Source organism: Actinomadura sp. NPDC049382 (assembly GCF_040677125.1).
Taxonomy (GTDB): Bacteria; Actinomycetota; Actinomycetes; order Streptosporangiales; family Streptosporangiaceae; genus Spirillospora; species Spirillospora geliboluensis.
In genome coordinates, this window is the sequence record NZ_JBFARO010000004.1 from 63135 (window position 1) to 78306 (window position 15172).

At 70.6% G+C, this 15172-nt stretch carries 17 protein-coding genes and 1 pseudogene; 13 read left to right on the top strand and 5 right to left on the bottom strand.

The features are described 5' to 3' along the window. Positions 1-25: 25 nt before the first annotated feature. The 5 genes from AB0K34_RS04060 (at position 26) to AB0K34_RS04080 (ending at position 6016) form a co-directional block, all read left to right on the top strand. A complete protein-coding gene (locus AB0K34_RS04060; protein ID WP_364545201.1) occupies positions 26-757 on the top strand; it encodes an ABC transporter ATP-binding protein in 732 nt (243 codons plus the stop codon). A 14-nt stretch (positions 758-771) separates the two neighbouring features. Beyond that, on the top strand, positions 772-3192 hold the full coding sequence (locus AB0K34_RS04065) for an ABC transporter permease (RefSeq protein ID WP_364545204.1): 2421 nt from the start codon (positions 772-774) through the stop codon (positions 3190-3192). A gap of 156 nt (positions 3193-3348) precedes the next feature. Next, a complete protein-coding gene (gene blaOXA, locus AB0K34_RS04070) occupies positions 3349-4239 on the top strand; it encodes a class D beta-lactamase (protein WP_364545206.1) in 891 nt (296 codons plus the stop codon). Between the two features lie 150 nt (positions 4240-4389). Beyond that, entirely contained in the window at positions 4390-4989 is a 600-nt protein-coding gene (locus tag AB0K34_RS04075) for an RNA polymerase sigma factor (protein WP_364545209.1), read from the top strand. Beyond that, complete coding sequence (locus tag AB0K34_RS04080) at positions 4982-6016, top strand: CU044_5270 family protein (protein WP_364545212.1); 1035 nt, start codon at positions 4982-4984, stop codon at positions 6014-6016. Before AB0K34_RS04075 ends, AB0K34_RS04080 begins: the two co-directional genes overlap by 8 nt. Before the next feature lie 18 nt (positions 6017-6034). Here AB0K34_RS04080 and AB0K34_RS04085 read toward each other — a convergent pair whose 3' ends face one another. Further along, positions 6035-6448 carry a VOC family protein gene (locus AB0K34_RS04085; RefSeq protein ID WP_364545215.1) on the bottom strand — a complete coding sequence of 138 codons (414 nt, stop codon included), beginning with the start codon at positions 6446-6448 and terminating at the stop codon, positions 6035-6037. 25 nt (positions 6449-6473) lie between these two features. Beyond that, entirely contained in the window at positions 6474-7355 is an 882-nt protein-coding gene (locus AB0K34_RS04090; RefSeq protein ID WP_138640399.1) for a sigma-70 family RNA polymerase sigma factor, read from the bottom strand. A 127-nt stretch (positions 7356-7482) separates the two neighbouring features. On the opposite strand from AB0K34_RS04090, the gene AB0K34_RS04095 reads away from it, so the two are divergent. The 5 genes from AB0K34_RS04095 to msrA all read left to right on the top strand — a co-directional run bounded on the left by AB0K34_RS04095 (position 7483) and on the right by msrA (position 9941). Continuing rightward, a complete protein-coding gene (locus AB0K34_RS04095; protein ID WP_364545218.1) occupies positions 7483-7896 on the top strand; it encodes a VOC family protein in 414 nt (137 codons plus the stop codon). A 29-nt stretch (positions 7897-7925) separates the two neighbouring features. Continuing rightward, complete coding sequence (locus AB0K34_RS04100) at positions 7926-8318, top strand: VOC family protein (RefSeq protein WP_364545221.1); 393 nt, start codon at positions 7926-7928, stop codon at positions 8316-8318. Between the two features lie 67 nt (positions 8319-8385). Beyond that, on the top strand, positions 8386-8820 hold the full coding sequence (locus tag AB0K34_RS04105) for a YdeI/OmpD-associated family protein (RefSeq protein WP_364545225.1): 435 nt from the start codon (positions 8386-8388) through the stop codon (positions 8818-8820). An 81-nt stretch (positions 8821-8901) separates the two neighbouring features. After that, positions 8902-9303, top strand: a complete 402-nt coding sequence (locus AB0K34_RS04110) for a DoxX family protein (RefSeq protein ID WP_364545228.1) — start codon at positions 8902-8904, stop codon at positions 9301-9303. 128 nt (positions 9304-9431) lie between these two features. Then, on the top strand, positions 9432-9941 hold the full coding sequence (msrA, locus tag AB0K34_RS04115; protein WP_364545231.1) for a peptide-methionine (S)-S-oxide reductase MsrA: 510 nt from the start codon (positions 9432-9434) through the stop codon (positions 9939-9941). Between the two features lie 838 nt (positions 9942-10779). On the opposite strand, the gene AB0K34_RS04120 is transcribed toward msrA, so the two are convergent. Both AB0K34_RS04120 and AB0K34_RS04125 read right to left on the bottom strand, forming a co-directional pair. Continuing rightward, positions 10780-11154: a hypothetical protein gene (locus AB0K34_RS04120; RefSeq protein WP_364545234.1), complete on the bottom strand. Its 375-nt coding sequence runs from the start codon at positions 11152-11154 to the stop codon at positions 10780-10782. 118 nt (positions 11155-11272) lie between these two features. After that, positions 11273-12357, bottom strand: a pseudogene (locus tag AB0K34_RS04125) (IS630 family transposase). Between the two features lie 702 nt (positions 12358-13059). Between AB0K34_RS04125 and AB0K34_RS04130 the strand changes: the two are divergent. Next, complete coding sequence (locus AB0K34_RS04130) at positions 13060-13239, top strand: hypothetical protein (RefSeq protein WP_240807735.1); 180 nt, start codon at positions 13060-13062, stop codon at positions 13237-13239. 129 nt (positions 13240-13368) lie between these two features. Here the strand turns inward: AB0K34_RS04130 and AB0K34_RS04135 are convergent, their stop codons facing one another. After that, the gene (locus tag AB0K34_RS04135) at positions 13369-14052 is read right to left on the bottom strand and encodes a LysR substrate-binding domain-containing protein (RefSeq protein ID WP_364545237.1); all 684 of its coding nucleotides are present in this window, start codon (positions 14050-14052) and stop codon (positions 13369-13371) included. Between the two features lie 54 nt (positions 14053-14106). Between AB0K34_RS04135 and AB0K34_RS04140 the strand changes: the two genes are divergently transcribed. Both AB0K34_RS04140 and AB0K34_RS04145 read left to right on the top strand, forming a co-directional pair. Continuing rightward, on the top strand, positions 14107-14490 hold the full coding sequence (locus AB0K34_RS04140; RefSeq protein ID WP_364545240.1) for a DUF5997 family protein: 384 nt from the start codon (positions 14107-14109) through the stop codon (positions 14488-14490). Between the two features lie 369 nt (positions 14491-14859). After that, complete coding sequence (locus tag AB0K34_RS04145; protein ID WP_364545243.1) at positions 14860-15105, top strand: hypothetical protein; 246 nt, start codon at positions 14860-14862, stop codon at positions 15103-15105. Positions 15106-15172 lie beyond the last annotated feature (67 nt).

Genomic DNA, 15172 nt, shown 5'->3' on the forward strand with positions numbered 1-15172 from the left:
GCCGCAGGTCAGCAGAGTGGTGTCCATGGACGAAGCAGTGGTGATGGACACGGTGAGCAGGGTGTACGGCAAGGGGGCGGGCGCGGTCGCGGCCCTCCGGCAGGTCTCGGTCTCGCTGCCGAAGGGCGGCTTCACCGCCGTGATGGGCCCCTCGGGGTCGGGCAAGAGCACCTTCCTGCAGTGCGCGGCCGGACTCGACCGGCCCACGGCCGGATCGGTGCGGCTCGGCGGTACGGAGCTGACCGGGATGAACGAGACCGAGCTGACCGTCCTGCGGCGCGAGCGGGTCGGGTTCGTCTTCCAGGCGTTCAACCTGCTCCCGTCCCTGACGGTGGAGCAGAACGTGACGCTGCCGCTGCGGCTGGCCGGGCGCCGCGCCGACCGCGCCCGGCTGGCGGAGATCCTGGAACGGGTCGGGCTGGCGGACCGGGCCGGGCACCGGCCCGCCGAGCTGTCGGGCGGGCAGCAGCAGCGCGTCGCGATCGCGCGGGCCCTGGTCGCGCGGCCGGACGTCGTGTTCGGCGACGAGCCGACCGGCGCGCTGGACACCATGACCGCCAAGGAGGTGCTGGCCGCGTTCCGGGAGATCGTGGACGACCTCGGGCAGACGGTGGTGATGGTCACCCACGACCCGGTGGCCGCGTCCTACGCCGACAGCGTCCTGTTCCTGGCGGACGGTCAGATCGTCGACTCGGTCACCGCGCCCACCGCGAGCGACATCGCCGAGCGGATGACCCGGCTGGGGGCGTACGTCTGATGTTCTCTCTCTCCTTGAGCACCTTGCGGCACCGTCGTGCCGCGTTCGCCGGCGGTTTCATCGCGCTGTTCTTCGCCGCCGCACTGATCACGGCCTGCGGCATGCTGATGGACACCGGTCTGCGCAGCCACGTCGCCCCCGAACGCTATGCGGCTGCCCCGATCATCGTGTCGGGTGACCCGGACGCGCACCTCGTCAAGGACGACGGCGACCGCAAGAGCAAGCCCAACACCGCGCGGGGCCGGATCGCCGCGTCGCTCACCGGACGGGTGCAGGCGGTGCCGGGCGTCCGTTCCGTGGTGCCGGAAGTGACCGTCCCCGCTGTCATCGGCGGGAGCCCCGTGGACGGGCACGGCTGGGAGTCGGCAGGGCTGGCCCGGACCGTCCTCAAGGAGGGCCGGGCTCCCGCCGCCGCAGGCGAGATCGTCGTGGGCGCCACCGCGGGCCATGCCGTCGGGACGGACGTGACCGTCCTGAACCCGCTCGGAACGGGCACGTACCGCGTCGTCGGGGTCACCGGGCAAGCGCCGGGCAACCCGTCCGTCTTCTTCAGCTCCGAGGAGGCCCGCCGCCTGACCGCCGCGCGGCCCGGCCTCACCGTGATCGGCGTCTGGCCCGCGCCCGGCGCGTCCGTCGACGACACCGCCGACGCGGTGCGCGCGGCCGTCCGCGGAACCGGCGCCACCGTCCACACCGGCACCGACCGCGGGCGCGCCGAGTTCCCCGACAGCGGCAGCGCCCGCGTCAAGCTGGTCAGCATGGGCGCCGCACTCGGCGGCACGTCCCTGATCGTGGCGCTGCTCGCCGTCGTCGGCACCTTCGGGCTCATGCTCCAGCAGCGCGAGCGGGAACTCGCCCTGCTGCGCGCCATCGCCGCGACGCCCCGGCAACTGCGCCGGATGATCGGCCGCGAGGCCGCCCTGCTCGGCCTCGGCGCGACGGTCCCGGGCGCAGCCGCCGGCCTGTTCCTGGGCTCCCGGCTGCACGCCGCCTTCGCCGACCTGGACGCCATCCCCGGCAACCTGCCGCCGGTCACCGGGCCGGTCCCGCCGCTCGTCGCCGTCGCCGTCACCGTCGCGGCCGCCTGGCTGGCCGCCCGGATCGCGGCCCGCCGCATCACCCGGCTCCGCCCTGTCGAGGCCCTCGGCGAGGCCGCGCTCGCACCGCCCCGCACACCGTGGTTCCGGCTCGCCGCCGGGCTGGTCGTCCTGGCCGGCGCCGTCGTGCTCACCTTCGTGCTGGCGTCCGTCCACTCCGAGCGCGGCTCGGGACCCCTCACGCCCTTGACCGCGCTGGCGTTCGCGACCGCCGTCGGCCTCCTCGGACCCGTCCTGACCCGGCTGGCGATCCCTCCGGTCACCCTGCCGCTGCGGTTCTCCGGAGCGGTCGCCGGCCTGGCGGCCGCCAACCTGCGCGCCGGCGCGCGCCGCCTCGCCGCCGTCATCGCCCCGCTCACCCTGATGGTCGCGCTCGGCTCGACGCTGCTGTTCGCCGAGACGACCATCGACGAGGCCGCCGCGTCCCAGGCCGGCGCGGGCAACGTCGCCGACTACGCCGCCGGCCCCGCGGTGCCCGGTCCGGCCGCCGACGCGCTGCGCAAGGTGCCCGGGGTCCGGACGGTCACCGAGGTCCTGCACACCCGCGTCCGCGCCGCCAACACTCCCTACAGCGCCCAGGGCGTCACCCCCGGCGGCCTGGCGAACACCATGGACCTCGACGTGCGCTCCGGCTCCCTGAACGACTTCGGCGACGGCACCATGGCCGCCCGGGAGGGCCTCGGCATGAAGGTCGGCGACAAGGCGTCCTTCGCCATGGCCGACGGAACGCACGTGACGCTCCGCGTCGTCGCCGTCTACCACCGCGGCCTCGGATTCGGCGACCTCACCCTGCCGCACTCCCTGGTGGCCGCCCACGTCGACGTCCCGATGGGCACCGCGCTCATCTCCGCCCCCGGCGTGCGCGGCGACGCCCTGAAGAGCGCGGTGGCGGCCTACCCCGGCCTCGGCCTGCACGCCCGGACGGACGCCCCCGCCAGGCCGAGCGGCAGCGCGGTCAACTACCTGTCCCTCGCCATGATCGTCGCCTTCGCCGCCCTCTCCGCCGCCAACGCCCTGGCCATGGCGACCGCCGGCCGCGTCCGCGAACTGGCCATGTTCCGGCTCGCCGGCGGCACCCGCCGGCAGGTGCTGCGGATGCTCCGCTGGGAGACCCTGACCGCCGTCCTGGTCGCGGCCGTCCTCGGCACCGCGATCGCCTACGCGACGCTGAACGCCTTCAGCACCGGGATGACCGGGTCAGCCGAACCGCACGTCCCGATCGTCGGACTCCTCGCGATCATCGGCGGCATGGGAGCCCTGGCCGTCCTGGCCACCACCCTCCCGGCCCGCCTGGCCTTGCGCCGCCCACCCGCCGACGCCATCGGAGCCCGCGAATGAGTCCGAGGCCGCCCTGGAGACGGCCGCGCAGATTCGCGCTAACAGCCCGATCGGATGAATGAACTGCGCTGAGCTGCGAAGATACTATTTCTCATATCATTGACTAATCGATATCAGTATTGGACAGAAAGCAGTGGGCAGTGGTCGAGTGACCGCATGATCAAGCTTTCTTCCCGACATCTGCGCATCCGGCTGGGCGCCGCCGCGCTCGGCGCGCTCACCCTCTTCGGCACCGCCGCGTGCGGCGCGGGCGCCCAAGGCTCCGTCCCGCGGGGTGCCGTCGCCGTCGCGGCGGCCGACCAGATCCGGCCCGGCGTCGTCGAGCGCGACGACCTGCGGTCCGTCTTCGACGCGGCGGGCGTGCGCGGCTCGTTCGCCCTTCTGGACGTGAAGACCCGGACCACGACCGTGGTGGACGGGCGGCGCGCGCAGACGCCGCTGGTCCCCGCTTCCAGCTTCAAGGTCCCGCACGCGCTCGTCGCCCTGGAGACCGGCGCGGTCAAGAGCCCCGACGAGGTGATCCCCTGGGACGGGACGCCGCAGCCGTTCCCGGAATGGGAGCAGGACATGACGATGCGGGAGGCCGTCCGCGTCTCCAACGCCGCGGCGTTCCAGGTCATCGCCCGCCGCATCGGCCTGAAGCGCGAACGGCAGTGGCTGCACCGGCTCGGCTACGGCAACCGCGAGACCGGGACGGCGGTGGACCGCTTCTGGCTGGACGGTCCGCTGAAGATCTCGGCGGTGGGGCAGACCCGGTTCATGGAGCGGCTGGCGGCCGCGCGCCTGCCCGCCTCGCGCGAGCACCAGCGCACCGTCCGCGAACTGATCAAGCAGGAGGAGCAGGACGGGTACGCGCTGTTCGCCAAGTCGGGCTGGCAGAACGCCCCCGGCCCCGGCACCGGCTGGTGGACCGGCTGGGTCGAGCGCGGCGGGCGCGTGCACCCCTTCGCGCTGAACATCGACATCGTCGAGAGCGGCGACGCCGCCAAGCGCGCCACGGTCGCGCGCGAACTGCTGCGGCGGCTGGACGTGCTGCCCGCCGCGTAGGCAGCTCCTCCACGGCCGCGGTGACCGCCCACGGTCACCGCGGCCGTGCGGGTCCTCCTGATCATCCGGATCATCCGGGGTGACGGGAACCGTTCGCGGGCCGTTCGGCAAGAGGGGATGACCTGATCGGAAGCCCGAGAGGCCTGCACAATGAGCGAAACGAGCCCGTCGGAGGCCGACGATGCCGCCGCGATCGAACGGTCGCGGCACCATCCGGAGGCGTTCGCCGAGGTGTTCCGGCACCACGCCCCCGAGCTGAAGCGGTACGTCACCCGCAGGCTGGGACGCGACGCCGCCGAGGACGTGGTGGCCGAGACGTTCCTGGCCGCGTTCCGGCAGCGCGACCGCTACGACCTGGCGCGGCGCAACGCGCGGCCGTGGCTGTACGGGATCGCGACCAACCTGATCGGCCGCCACGTCCGCGACGAGGTGCGCCACCTGCGCGCCGTCCAGCGCACGGGCGCCGATCCCGTCACCGAGCCGTTCACCGACCGCAGCGACGAGCGGGTCAGCGCGCAGGCGCACGGCCCGCGCCTGGCGGGGGCGCTGGCGTCCCTGCCCAAGGGGCACCGTGACGCGCTGCTCCTGGTCGCCTGGGGCGGCCTCACCTACCCGGAGGCCGCGCACGCGCTGAACGTGCGCGTCGGCACGGTGCGGTCGCGCATCAACCGGGCGCGAAAGAAGCTGCGCCGGGAGCTCGGCGAGATCAACCCCACGATGTTCCTCAAGGAGGAGACGGTCCATGGATGAGATGACCGTGCTGGACCGGTTCCGGGCGGAGGTCCCGCATACGGACGCGGCCGACCTGCGCGCCGAGGAGGCCCGGCTCATGGCCGCCATCGGCGGGGCGGACCCTGCGCCCGCCGCCCGTCGCGTCCGTCCGCCCCGGCCTGCCCGCCGGGGCCGTCTGGCGATCGGCCTGACCGGGGGGCTGGCCGCCGCGACGCTGGCCGGGGTCGTGGTGGCCACCGCGGACCAGCCGAAGCAGGACACGATCACGCACGTCATGCCCGTCGCCGCGTCCCAGGTGCTCACCCGCGCCGCCGACGCCTCCACCCGGTTCCCCGAACTGCGTCCCAAGCCGGGGCAGTACCTGGTGTACGAGTCCCAGACGATGGATCCCGCCGAGGTGAACACCGCCAAGGGGCACTCCCGGTACCTGGCCCGCAGCGTCCGCAAGGTGTGGCTGCCCGTGGACGGCGACTCGACGCGGGGCGTCATCGAGGGAAGGGCGCTCCCGCCCAAGCCCTACCCGGGATGGCCGATCCCGCCGTCCGCGCTCAAGCCCGACCCGGCCGGCGGCCCCGAGAAGCTCGCGGACTTCGACAACAGGGCCGAGTTCCTGCGCAACGACTACGCCTACGTCAGCCGCCTGCCCACCGAGCCGCGGAAGATGTACGAGCACCTCTACACCCGTCTCGGCACCGGCCCCCAGGCGGACACGGAGGCGTGGCTGCGGGTCGGCGGCCTGCTGACGGAGGCATACCTCCCCTCGGCGCAACGGGTCGCGCTGTACCGCGCCGCCGCGGCGATCCCAGGGGTCGCCACCGTCGACAAGGCGGTGGACGCGGCGGGCCGCAAGGGCATCGCCGCGGCGAAGACCATCGGCGGCGTCCGGCGGGAGTACATCTTCGACCGGCGCACCTACCAGTACCTCGGCCAGCGCGAGGTCGTCGTCAACGCCGCCCTGGCCAAGGCCCCGGTCGGGAGCGTCCTGACGTCCACGGCCCAGCTCAAGGTGTCGGTCGCCGACCGCGCCCCGCAGATCGGCTCCTAGCAGGGAGGACGGGCCCCGTCACCGGCAACGGTGGCGGGGCCCCGCGCTTGTGGCCTGGGTGAACCGGAGGACGTTCTCGGACGGGTCGAGGAACGCGCAGTCGCGGACTCCCGGACGGTCGATCGGTTCCTGTATCACCTCGGCGCCCGCGGCCTCCAGGTGTTCGAAGACGGCGTCGCAGTCGTCGGTTGTGAAGTCGACGCGGTGCAGGAGGTCGTCCGCGACCGTCCAACGGCCGGCCGACGGGTCCGCGGGGCGCGCCACGAGGAGAAGGCGCATGTCCGGCTGCAGCGGCGGTGCCAGGGCCACGCACGGCGCCTCCCGGGAGGGGACGTCGCCGGACACCTCGAAGCCGAGCACGTCCCGGTAGAAGGCGAGCGCCTGATCGAGGTCGTCCACGGCCAGGGAGAAGGACGCGACCCGCAGGCTCATGCGCGCGGCGCGAACCGGCGGAACGCTACCGTTCATCGCGGTTCTTCCGGCCCGGCGGCAGGACGATGATGTCGAGCGCGCGGAGCCGGTCCGCGTCGGTGTCGGTGGCGATGCGCGTGATCCGGCCGTCCTCGACGGTGAAGGCGATGACGGCCTTGGGCACACCGTGGTGGAACCAGACGGCCGCGGGCTCGCCGTCGACGAGGGCGAGGTGCGCGGCCCGCGCCCGTCCGGCGAAGAAGGACGCCACGGCCTCGGCGCCGTGGAGCTCGCCGACGGCCACCGCGTCGGGATCGAGGACGTCGAGCAGGCCCTGGAAGTCGTCGCCGCGTGCCGCCGCGAGGAACGCCGCGACGACCTCCCGCTTCGCCGACCGCGCGGCGTCCGACGCCTCGGCGGCGCCCTGCACGCGCCGCCGCGCCCGGCTGGCGAGCTGCCGGGCCGCCGCCGGCGACCGGTCGATGACGCGGCCGATCTCCCCGAACGACACCGCGAAGATGTCGTGCAGGACGAACGCGAGCCGCTCTGCGGGCGTGAGCGTGTCCAGCACCACCATCAACGCGACGCCCACCGAGTCGGCCAGCAGCGCCTGGTCCTCCGGACCGGCCTGACCCACCGGACGGACGCCGCCCTGAGGCGCCGCCGGCTCGGGCGGCAGTGCCCCGGCGGCATCCTCGGGCCTGCTGCGGCGCGCCTCCATCATGTTCAGGCACACCCGCGCGACGACGGTCGTCAGCCACCCGCCGGGGTTCTCCACCTGGCCCGTGTCGGCGCGGCTGACCCGGGCCCACGCCTCCTGCACCGCGTCCTCGGCCTCGCTCCGCGAACCCAGCATCCGGTACGCCACCGCCTGCAAGTGCCGCTGGTGCTCGGCGAACCGCGCGTTCAGCCAGTCGTCCTCAGCCATCCGTCACACTCCCGCGAGATTTCCTGTCATACGAAGTGACCGGCGCGATCGCGTCGATGTGACGGCCGGGACCCGGCCGACCGCCCCCGCCGCCTCCGGCGGACCGCTCACCAGCAAGGAGACAACCATGAAGGCCCACGTGAGCTCCATCCTCCTCGGCGTCCGCGACATGGACCGCGCCAAGCGGTTCTACACCGAGGGGCTCGGCTGGACGATCAAGGACGACTGGGGCATCTCGGTCTTCTTCGAGTCCGACGGCGCCTCGCCCGTCGGCTTCTACGGCCGCGACGGGCTGGCCGACCAGGTCGGCACCAGCCCGGACGGCAGCGGTTTCAGCGGCCTCGTCCTCACCTACGTCGTCCGCAGCCAGGCACGCGTGGACGAGATCATGGCGGAGGCCGAGAAGGCCGGCGCCACGATCCTCAAGCCCGCCGGCACCCTGCCCTGGGGCGGCTACGGCGGCACCTTCGCCGACCCCGAGGGCTACATCTGGAGCCTCGCCTACAGCGACAAGGGCGAAGACCAGCCCTACGCCGAGTAGCAGTCGCCCCGACCCGTGAGGAGAACACCGTGTCACCGCAGATGAGCGCCATCATGCTCGGCGTCCGCGACATGGACCGCGCCAAGCGCTTCTACACCGAGGCCCTGGGCTGCAAGATCGACAAGGACACCCGCCACTTCGTGTCGTTCCATCTGGGGGAGGGGGCCCCGCAACTCGCCCTCTACGAATGGGACGCCGCCGCCGAGGACGCGGGCGTCCCGTCCGAGGGATCCGGGTTCCGCGGGGCGTCCTTCCACCTGAACCCCGCCTCGCGGGACGCCGTGGACGAGACGATCCGCAAGGCGGTCGCGGCCGGCGGCAGCGTGGTCAGGGAGGCCGCCGCCGCCCAGTGGGGCGGCTACTTCGGCTACTTCGCCGACCCCGACGGGTACCTGTGGAAGGTCACCACCTACGCCTCGTGACCGTGTGCACATCGCGCGGGCCCGGCACGGCGCACGGCCGGGCCCGCGTCCCCAGAAAGGGCAGATCATGAAGTTCAGCACCGTGGTGGAGCCTCCGGAGCCCATGCGGGGCCTGGAGGTCCCCGCCGAGATCGTCGAGGACCTCGGCGGCGGCGCACGTCCGAGAGTGAAGATCACCGTCAACGGGCACTCCTGGCGCAGCAGGGTCGCCATCATGCGCGGCCGCCACCTGCTCGGCCTCAGCAACGCCAACCGGCAGGCCGCGGGCGTCGCCATCGGCGACGAGGTCGAGGTCGACCTGGAACTCGACACCGAACCGCGCCTCGTCGCCGAACCCCCGGACTTCGTCCAGGCCCTGGACGGTGACCCCGCCGCCCGCGCCGCCTACGACAAGCTCACCGACAGCCGCAAGCGCGAGCACGTCCGCGCCATCGAAAGCGCGAAGAAGCCCGAGACACGCCGCCGCCGTATCGAGAAGGCCATCACCGCCCTGCGCGGCTGAACCCCGAAAACCGTCTTCCGCACGGCATCACGATCGCCGCGCGGAGGACGCCCCCTGCCCGCATTCCCCGGAAGGAAGAAAATGCCGAAGCGACTTACGACCGTCCTGTACTGGTTCCTGGCCATGGAGTTCGCGCTGGGCGCCGTGACGAAGTACTGGCCGGGCGACACGATGTTCGGCCCGGCGTACTCGGCGAAGTTCGCCGACTGGGGCTACCCGTCCTGGATGCGCTTCGTGGTCGGCGCCCTGGAGGGCATCGCCGCCGTCCTGCTCGTGATCCCCGACAAGCGGACGCGCTTCCTCGCCGCCACGACGCTGATCCTCGTCCTCACCGGCGCGGTCACCACCCACATCGTCAACCACGACTCGGCGATGCAGAGCTGGGCCGCACCGACCTACCTCCTCGCCATGGGCGTCGTCGCACTGGTCAACTGGCCCGCCGACTGGCGAGACCTCCTGCGCACCCCCGTCCCAACGAAATAGCACCGGCCGCTTGGACCTACGCCAGCGACCCGGCGCCCCGCGATGGGCCCAGCGGCCTCCGGAGACCCATGGAATAACGTTGATGCGATGCCCGCTGTACTGGTCGACGAAGGAGACGAGGGGGGAACATGGCAACCGAGAGGGCACTGCTCGCGGGCGGCTGTTTCTGGGGGATGGAAGAGCTGTTCCGCCGGGAGCCCGGAGTGGTCTCCACGCGGGTCGGCTACAGCGGCGGCGACGTCCCCAACGCCACCTACCGCGACCACGGAACCCACGCCGAGACCATCGAGGTCATCTACGACCCCGACAAGACCGACTTCCGGGCGCTACTGGAATTCTTCTTCCAGATCCACGACCCCACGACCGTGAACCGCCAGGGCAACGACATCGGCACGAGCTACCGCTCCGCGATCTTCTACACCTCGGAGGAGCAGCGGAAGGTCGCCGAGGACACCATCGCCGACGTCGACGCCTCCGGCCTGTGGCCCGGCAAGGTCGTCACCGAGGTGACCCCCGCCGGCGACTTCTGGGAAGCCGAACCCGAGCATCAGGACTACCTCCAGAAGTACCCGAACGGCTACACGTGCCATTTCCCCCGCCCCGGCTGGAAACTCCCCAAGCGGACCGCCCAAGCCTGACCCCGCGAGACGGCGCGGGCCACAGCCCCGCGCCGTCCACCGGCCGGGTCCGGGTCCGGCGCCGGCCGGACATGGTGCTCGACGGAGTCGGCGGCCAGTAGCGTCCAGTGAACAGGCCACGCTCATCGCCCCTGCGGAGACGCATGGGCCGACATGATCGGCCGCGAGCAATTCCTCGAATTCCGCCCTTGCTCCCGACGCAGCCTCTTATCTGCGTTGTGAGAGGGCGTCACCTTGCAACTGGGGCGCAGCCACTCGGGGGATTGGGCCCTTTTACCAGCGCGCCGCGCAACGCCGAGCGGAGCTGTCGCGCCCATAAGCCCTTGGCCAGCCACTGCTCAAAGCACGAGCCGCCGATCCCCTTGCTCGACCTACGCCACGTCCCCTCGACGGGAGCGGCCCGAGACGGTGAAGAGCTACCTGCGCCCGGCGATGCGCAAGCTGGATAGCCACACCGTGTGGAGACCGTGACCCAGGCGAAGGTGGCTCCTTCAATTGACGCAGGGTTCACTCGGCACGAGAGCCAAGGAACGCCAATGACGGCGGCCACCTTGAACCAGATCCGGGCGACGCTGCGTACCACTTTCAACACGGCACTCCGCCGTGGGCTGACCTCAGGCAGTCCGGCCGCGCGGGTGAGTTGCCATCTGCCCGGCGTCCGCGTGCGCTGATGTGAACTGCGGCGCGCGTCGAGCACTGGCAGCGGGAGCAGAGTTATGGGACTCAGGACGGTTCTGGTCGCTCTAGTTGGAGCGACCAAGAGCACCGTGGACGGCGTTTCCCCTGGTAGGCGTGGCAGGTCGCGTCGGTATCGAACCCGTGACCTGCGGGTTGGAAGCTACCCTATTCCCGCACCGACTCTGCAGTAGGAAAAGTTGCCGATATCGTTTGTCGAAGTGTGATACTTGCATACCCAGACGTGAAGCAAATAACCCTCTGGTATGAAGTTTCCAGCATACGAACTGCAGCCGCCACTGCTGGATGAATCAGTGATCTGCTTGCCGAACTTCACGGGATCGACCCTCCATTCGGCCGCCCCGGTAACGCCTCGGGCGTCCGCCTTGATGTCGCATACTATAAGAAGTTCTTGGCCCGGATAGCCCTTCCGGTCGGCATCGAAGTAGATCTTGCCGGCGCCATCGGTCGTGTAAACCCATCCACTGTCCTGGCTGATTTCCGCCTGTGCCGGTTGTCCAACCGCGATCAGTGTCATTGCTGACACAAATGTTACCGACATGAGTCTACGCGACCACGACATCATGAATTAGCCTTCCGCTTCGGTCTCTCCTCGCAGAGACCATGATCATGCTAAGGCGCTGGAGCGGTCGGCGCTAGTGTCTTGAGTCGTTAATTCGTTGGCAGTATGCGGCGAGGGTTTCGAGGATCTCGTCGGCGGTCTTGGTCCACACGAACGGCTTGGGGTCGGAGTTCCACTCGTTGACCCAGCCACGGACGTCGCGTTCCAGCTCGACAACGCTTCGGTGGGCCGAGCGGCGGAGTTTGCGGTTGGTGAGTTCGGCGAACCAGCGTTCGACCAGGTTGAGCCAGGACGAGCTGGTCGGGGTGAAGTGCAGGTGGAACCGGGGGTGGCGCAGCAGCCACGTGTGGACCTGCTCGGTCTTGTGGGTGGCGTAGTTGTCCAGCACCAGGTGCAGGTCTAGATCCTTGGGGACGGCGGCGTCGATGAGCTTGAGGAACCGCAGGAACTCCTGGTGGCGGTGGCGCCGGTAGTGCTGGGCGATCACCGACCCCGAGGAAAGGTCCAGGGCGGCGAACAGGCTGGTGGTGCCGTGCCGGACGTAGTCGTGGGTCATCCGGGCCGGGGTGGTGGGCATGATCGGCAGAATCGGCGCCGTGCGGTCGATCGCCTGCATCTGGCTCTTCTCGTCCACCGCGAGCACCAGGGCGTTGTCAGGCGGGTTCAGGTACAGCCCGACCACGTCGCGGACCTTGTCGACGAACTGCGGGTCGGTCGACAGCTTCCAGGTCTGCACGGTGTGGGGCTTGAGCCGAACGCCCGCCAGATCCGCGAGACCGCCGACTGCGACATCCCGGTCGCCGCCGCCATCGACCGCGTCGACCAGTGCGTGTCCGCACCGGGCGTCTCCTCCAGCGTGGCGGTGACGACCCGCTCGACCTGCTCGTCGGTGATCGTGCGGGGCCGGCCCGGGCGCGGCTCGTCGCTCAGGCCTTCCAGCCGGTCGGCCAGGAAACGCGACCGCCACTTCGACACCGTGTTCCGCGAGGCCCCGGCCTGCTCGGCGACCCGGGCGATCGTGGCGCCCTCGGCGCACAGCAGCACGATCCGCGCCCGCAACGCCAACGCCTGCGAGGTCTTGCGGCGGCGCACCCACCCGGTCAGCGCCGACCGCTCCTCATCGGACAACACCACCGGATCCAGCTTCGGGCTCGGCATCCCCACAGCCTACCGACTAACAAATAATTATTGACTCAGAACACTAGAGTTCTGAGTCAGCAATTCGCCTGCGGCACAAGGCGGAGGCGCGTCGAGGATCTAGCCCGCTGTTTTCGTCCAGACGAAGGGCCCCGGGCCAGCCTCCATCCATGGATCCAGGCACGAATACCCTCCACTTCACCAACACGCCCACCCAGTCGCCGATCAGCGGACCACCCCCCATGTGTGGTGACGGGCCAGTCCACCACGCACCTGCTGCGCGCCGTCGGCATGGCGCCGGGCACCACCCGACGCTGCAGCCGTGCCCCGCCCCGGCGCCGACGCCCTCCCGAGCCCACACCCAAACCGCCCTGGTGCGGCACCAGACGATAGCAGGGCGTCCCGCCACGGCAAGACCCCACCCACGGTCCCAGCCGCCTGGACGCCTCCGCTCCCGCCACCCTGATGACCTGTGGAACGGCTAACTGCACGCTGGGGACGCGCCACCCAGTCGGGGATTCGAGCGGTTGTGCACAGTCGGGTTGTCGGGAGACATGCCGGTGGTGGGCAGAGCGTCGTCGCGGACACAGTGGGCGCGCGAGACGTTGGGGGACGTGACACACCCGGCCCGACTTGCTTAACTATGCACGATCTTGTCGTTACTGTCGTACCCCAGGGTCGGCGAAGCGGTCACCGGAGGTAGCGATGAGGTCCGGACGGTGGATGCTCGTCGCCTGGCTGATCATTGGTGCGCTCGCCGCGGGGCAGCGCCACTACTACGCCCAGTTTGACGGTAGCTGCGCCAAAATCGCCACGATCGGTATCACCTGGGCCTCTGGTCCGCTCAACTACATCGGGCTCAACCCCACCGCCAATTGCAGGATCCCCCAGCCGAGCAAATGACGTGTCGGGCTCTACGACCGCGTCCTCGTGAGGTCTTCTGACGATTCCCTCCGTCGCGCGGACACCCTGATCACTCGCCTGGGCGTGCGATGGGGGATGGCGGGGTGTTGTCGGTGAGCGCGACTCTCGTCACCTTCGGCGGCGCTTCTGGCGGCGGTGCTTGGAGGCAGGGCGCTGCTGCGGTGGCTTCTTCCGGGTGGGCTGTTGCGGGGGCTTGCGGCCACGGGAGCTGTTGGGAGTGCGGCCGCGGACGATGCCGATCAGCTCCTCCATGAGGTCGGTCGTCTCGGCATCGAGCCAGGCCAGGCCGATCTGGGACTGAGGAGCGTCGGTCACGGTTCGGTAGGTGAGGTCTCTGCGGTGGTGGAGGCGGGCCAAAGACTGCGGGAGCAGCAGGACGCCCGCTCCCGACGCCACCAACTCGATCGCCCCGGCGGTGCTCTCAGGACGGGTGAAGGCAGGTTGCCCGGGGCGCTCGTCCCAGGGCAAGACATCATCGAGTGGCTCGAATACGTCCTCGTCGGCGAGATCGGCGAGTTCTACCTCCTCGACTGCGGCCACCACGTGATCCTTTGGCACCACGACCACGGTCGTCTCCAGGTACAGCGGGATCACATGGAGGCCCTCGCGGTCGACGGGCAGGCGTACGAACGCCGCGTCCACGTCACCGTTCCGCAGCAGGGGGACGACCTCGGCCGCCGGCATCTGCAGCAGGCGAAGCGGCACCTCCCGGACCCGCTCGGCCCACACCCCGGCCCACTTCCCGGGCGTCACGCCCGGCACGTAGGCCAGCCGGAACTCACCATCGGTCACTCCGCCACCCTAGTCACGTCCAGACAGTCCTCTTCCGCTGGCTACCCTTGAGGCATGGGCACGTCCAAAGCAAAGACCCCGCAGACCATGAAGTCCGCGACCGCGGCCAAGAAGCTGGGGATCCTGCTGTCGGCAGCACCCGCCGAGTTCCAGGAAGGTCCTGTCTCCCGGGACGAATTGAACGCGCTCCAAGCGGACCCGCCCTCGTGGCTGACGAACCTGCGCCGTGAGGGCCCACACCCCCGCCAGGTCGTCGCCGCCAAGCTGCGCGTCTCCATCTCAGGTCTGGCCCGCGCCGGCATCACGGGCCCCCTCACCACGGCCGAGATCGAGAACCTGAAGGCCGAAAGGCCCGACTGGCTGGAACGCGAGCAAGCCGTCCAAGCCGAAGTCCGCAGGGAAGAACTCCGCCTCAAGGAGCAGCGCGCCAAGGCCTGACTCACGAGATGCCCCGTCCGCCGGACGTGTCGGGCAGCGGACGAGCCGGGCAATCTCGCGTTTGTCCTGGTCAGGGGCGGCGGGTCAGGAGGGACTCGAACCCACAACCGACGGATTAGAAGTCGTCTCAAGGACCTCGTCGGCCACGCCGTCCTCCGCTATTACTAGGCCCGCGAATTGCTAGAGGCCGGCCGCCGACCGTGCGGTTCATCCGGGTTCTGGTACTGCGGATGGTCTGGGAGAACCCGGCTGGGGATATTGGCGGGTCTATGGCGAGCTGCGGGTCCTGGGAGGGAAGGTAGCCGCCTCCACCGTGTGGGAGATTCTCAAGGACGCCGGTATCGACGGGCGCCCAACATGGAGCGGTAGGTGCGGACCTGCCGCCATGAACTGCTCGATCGAACCCCGATGTGGAACCAGCGGCACCTCCTGCATGCCCTCCGGGAGTTCGAGGCCTTCTACAACGAACACCGTCCCCACCGGGGCATCGCCAACGTCCGACCGCAGCAGCCACTGCCGTCGCCGATCGTCGAACCGGCTGACGTCGCTCATATGAAGGTACGACGGAACCAACGTCTGGGCGGAATCCTCAACGAGTATCGGCATGCCGCTTGACCTGCTTGGATGAATCCTTTTGGCAGGCGCACCGCCGACCGCGACATCTGTCCGTCGCCGGGCCGAC

Excerpts from the sequence above, each read along its gene's own strand:
- blaOXA (WP_364545206.1), top strand. The coding sequence starts at position 3,349 with ATGATCAAGCTTTCTTCCCGACATCTGCGCATCCGGCTGGGCGCCGCC.
- AB0K34_RS04120 (WP_364545234.1), bottom strand. The coding sequence starts at position 11,154 with ATGACACTGATCGCGGTTGGACAACCGGCACAGGCGGAAATCAGCCAG.
- AB0K34_RS04080 (WP_364545212.1), top strand. The coding sequence starts at position 4,982 with ATGGATGAGATGACCGTGCTGGACCGGTTCCGGGCGGAGGTCCCGCAT.
- AB0K34_RS04130 (WP_240807735.1), top strand. The coding sequence starts at position 13,060 with ATGCTCGTCGCCTGGCTGATCATTGGTGCGCTCGCCGCGGGGCAGCGC.
- AB0K34_RS04060 (WP_364545201.1), top strand. The coding sequence starts at position 26 with ATGGACGAAGCAGTGGTGATGGACACGGTGAGCAGGGTGTACGGCAAG.
- AB0K34_RS04090 (WP_138640399.1), bottom strand. The coding sequence starts at position 7,355 with ATGGCTGAGGACGACTGGCTGAACGCGCGGTTCGCCGAGCACCAGCGG.
- AB0K34_RS04110 (WP_364545228.1), top strand. The coding sequence starts at position 8,902 with ATGCCGAAGCGACTTACGACCGTCCTGTACTGGTTCCTGGCCATGGAG.
- msrA (WP_364545231.1), top strand. The coding sequence starts at position 9,432 with ATGGCAACCGAGAGGGCACTGCTCGCGGGCGGCTGTTTCTGGGGGATG.
- AB0K34_RS04085 (WP_364545215.1), bottom strand. The coding sequence starts at position 6,448 with ATGAGCCTGCGGGTCGCGTCCTTCTCCCTGGCCGTGGACGACCTCGAT.
- AB0K34_RS04105 (WP_364545225.1), top strand. The coding sequence starts at position 8,386 with ATGAAGTTCAGCACCGTGGTGGAGCCTCCGGAGCCCATGCGGGGCCTG.
- AB0K34_RS04140 (WP_364545240.1), top strand. The coding sequence starts at position 14,107 with ATGGGCACGTCCAAAGCAAAGACCCCGCAGACCATGAAGTCCGCGACC.
- AB0K34_RS04095 (WP_364545218.1), top strand. The coding sequence starts at position 7,483 with ATGAAGGCCCACGTGAGCTCCATCCTCCTCGGCGTCCGCGACATGGAC.
- AB0K34_RS04075 (WP_364545209.1), top strand. The coding sequence starts at position 4,390 with ATGAGCGAAACGAGCCCGTCGGAGGCCGACGATGCCGCCGCGATCGAA.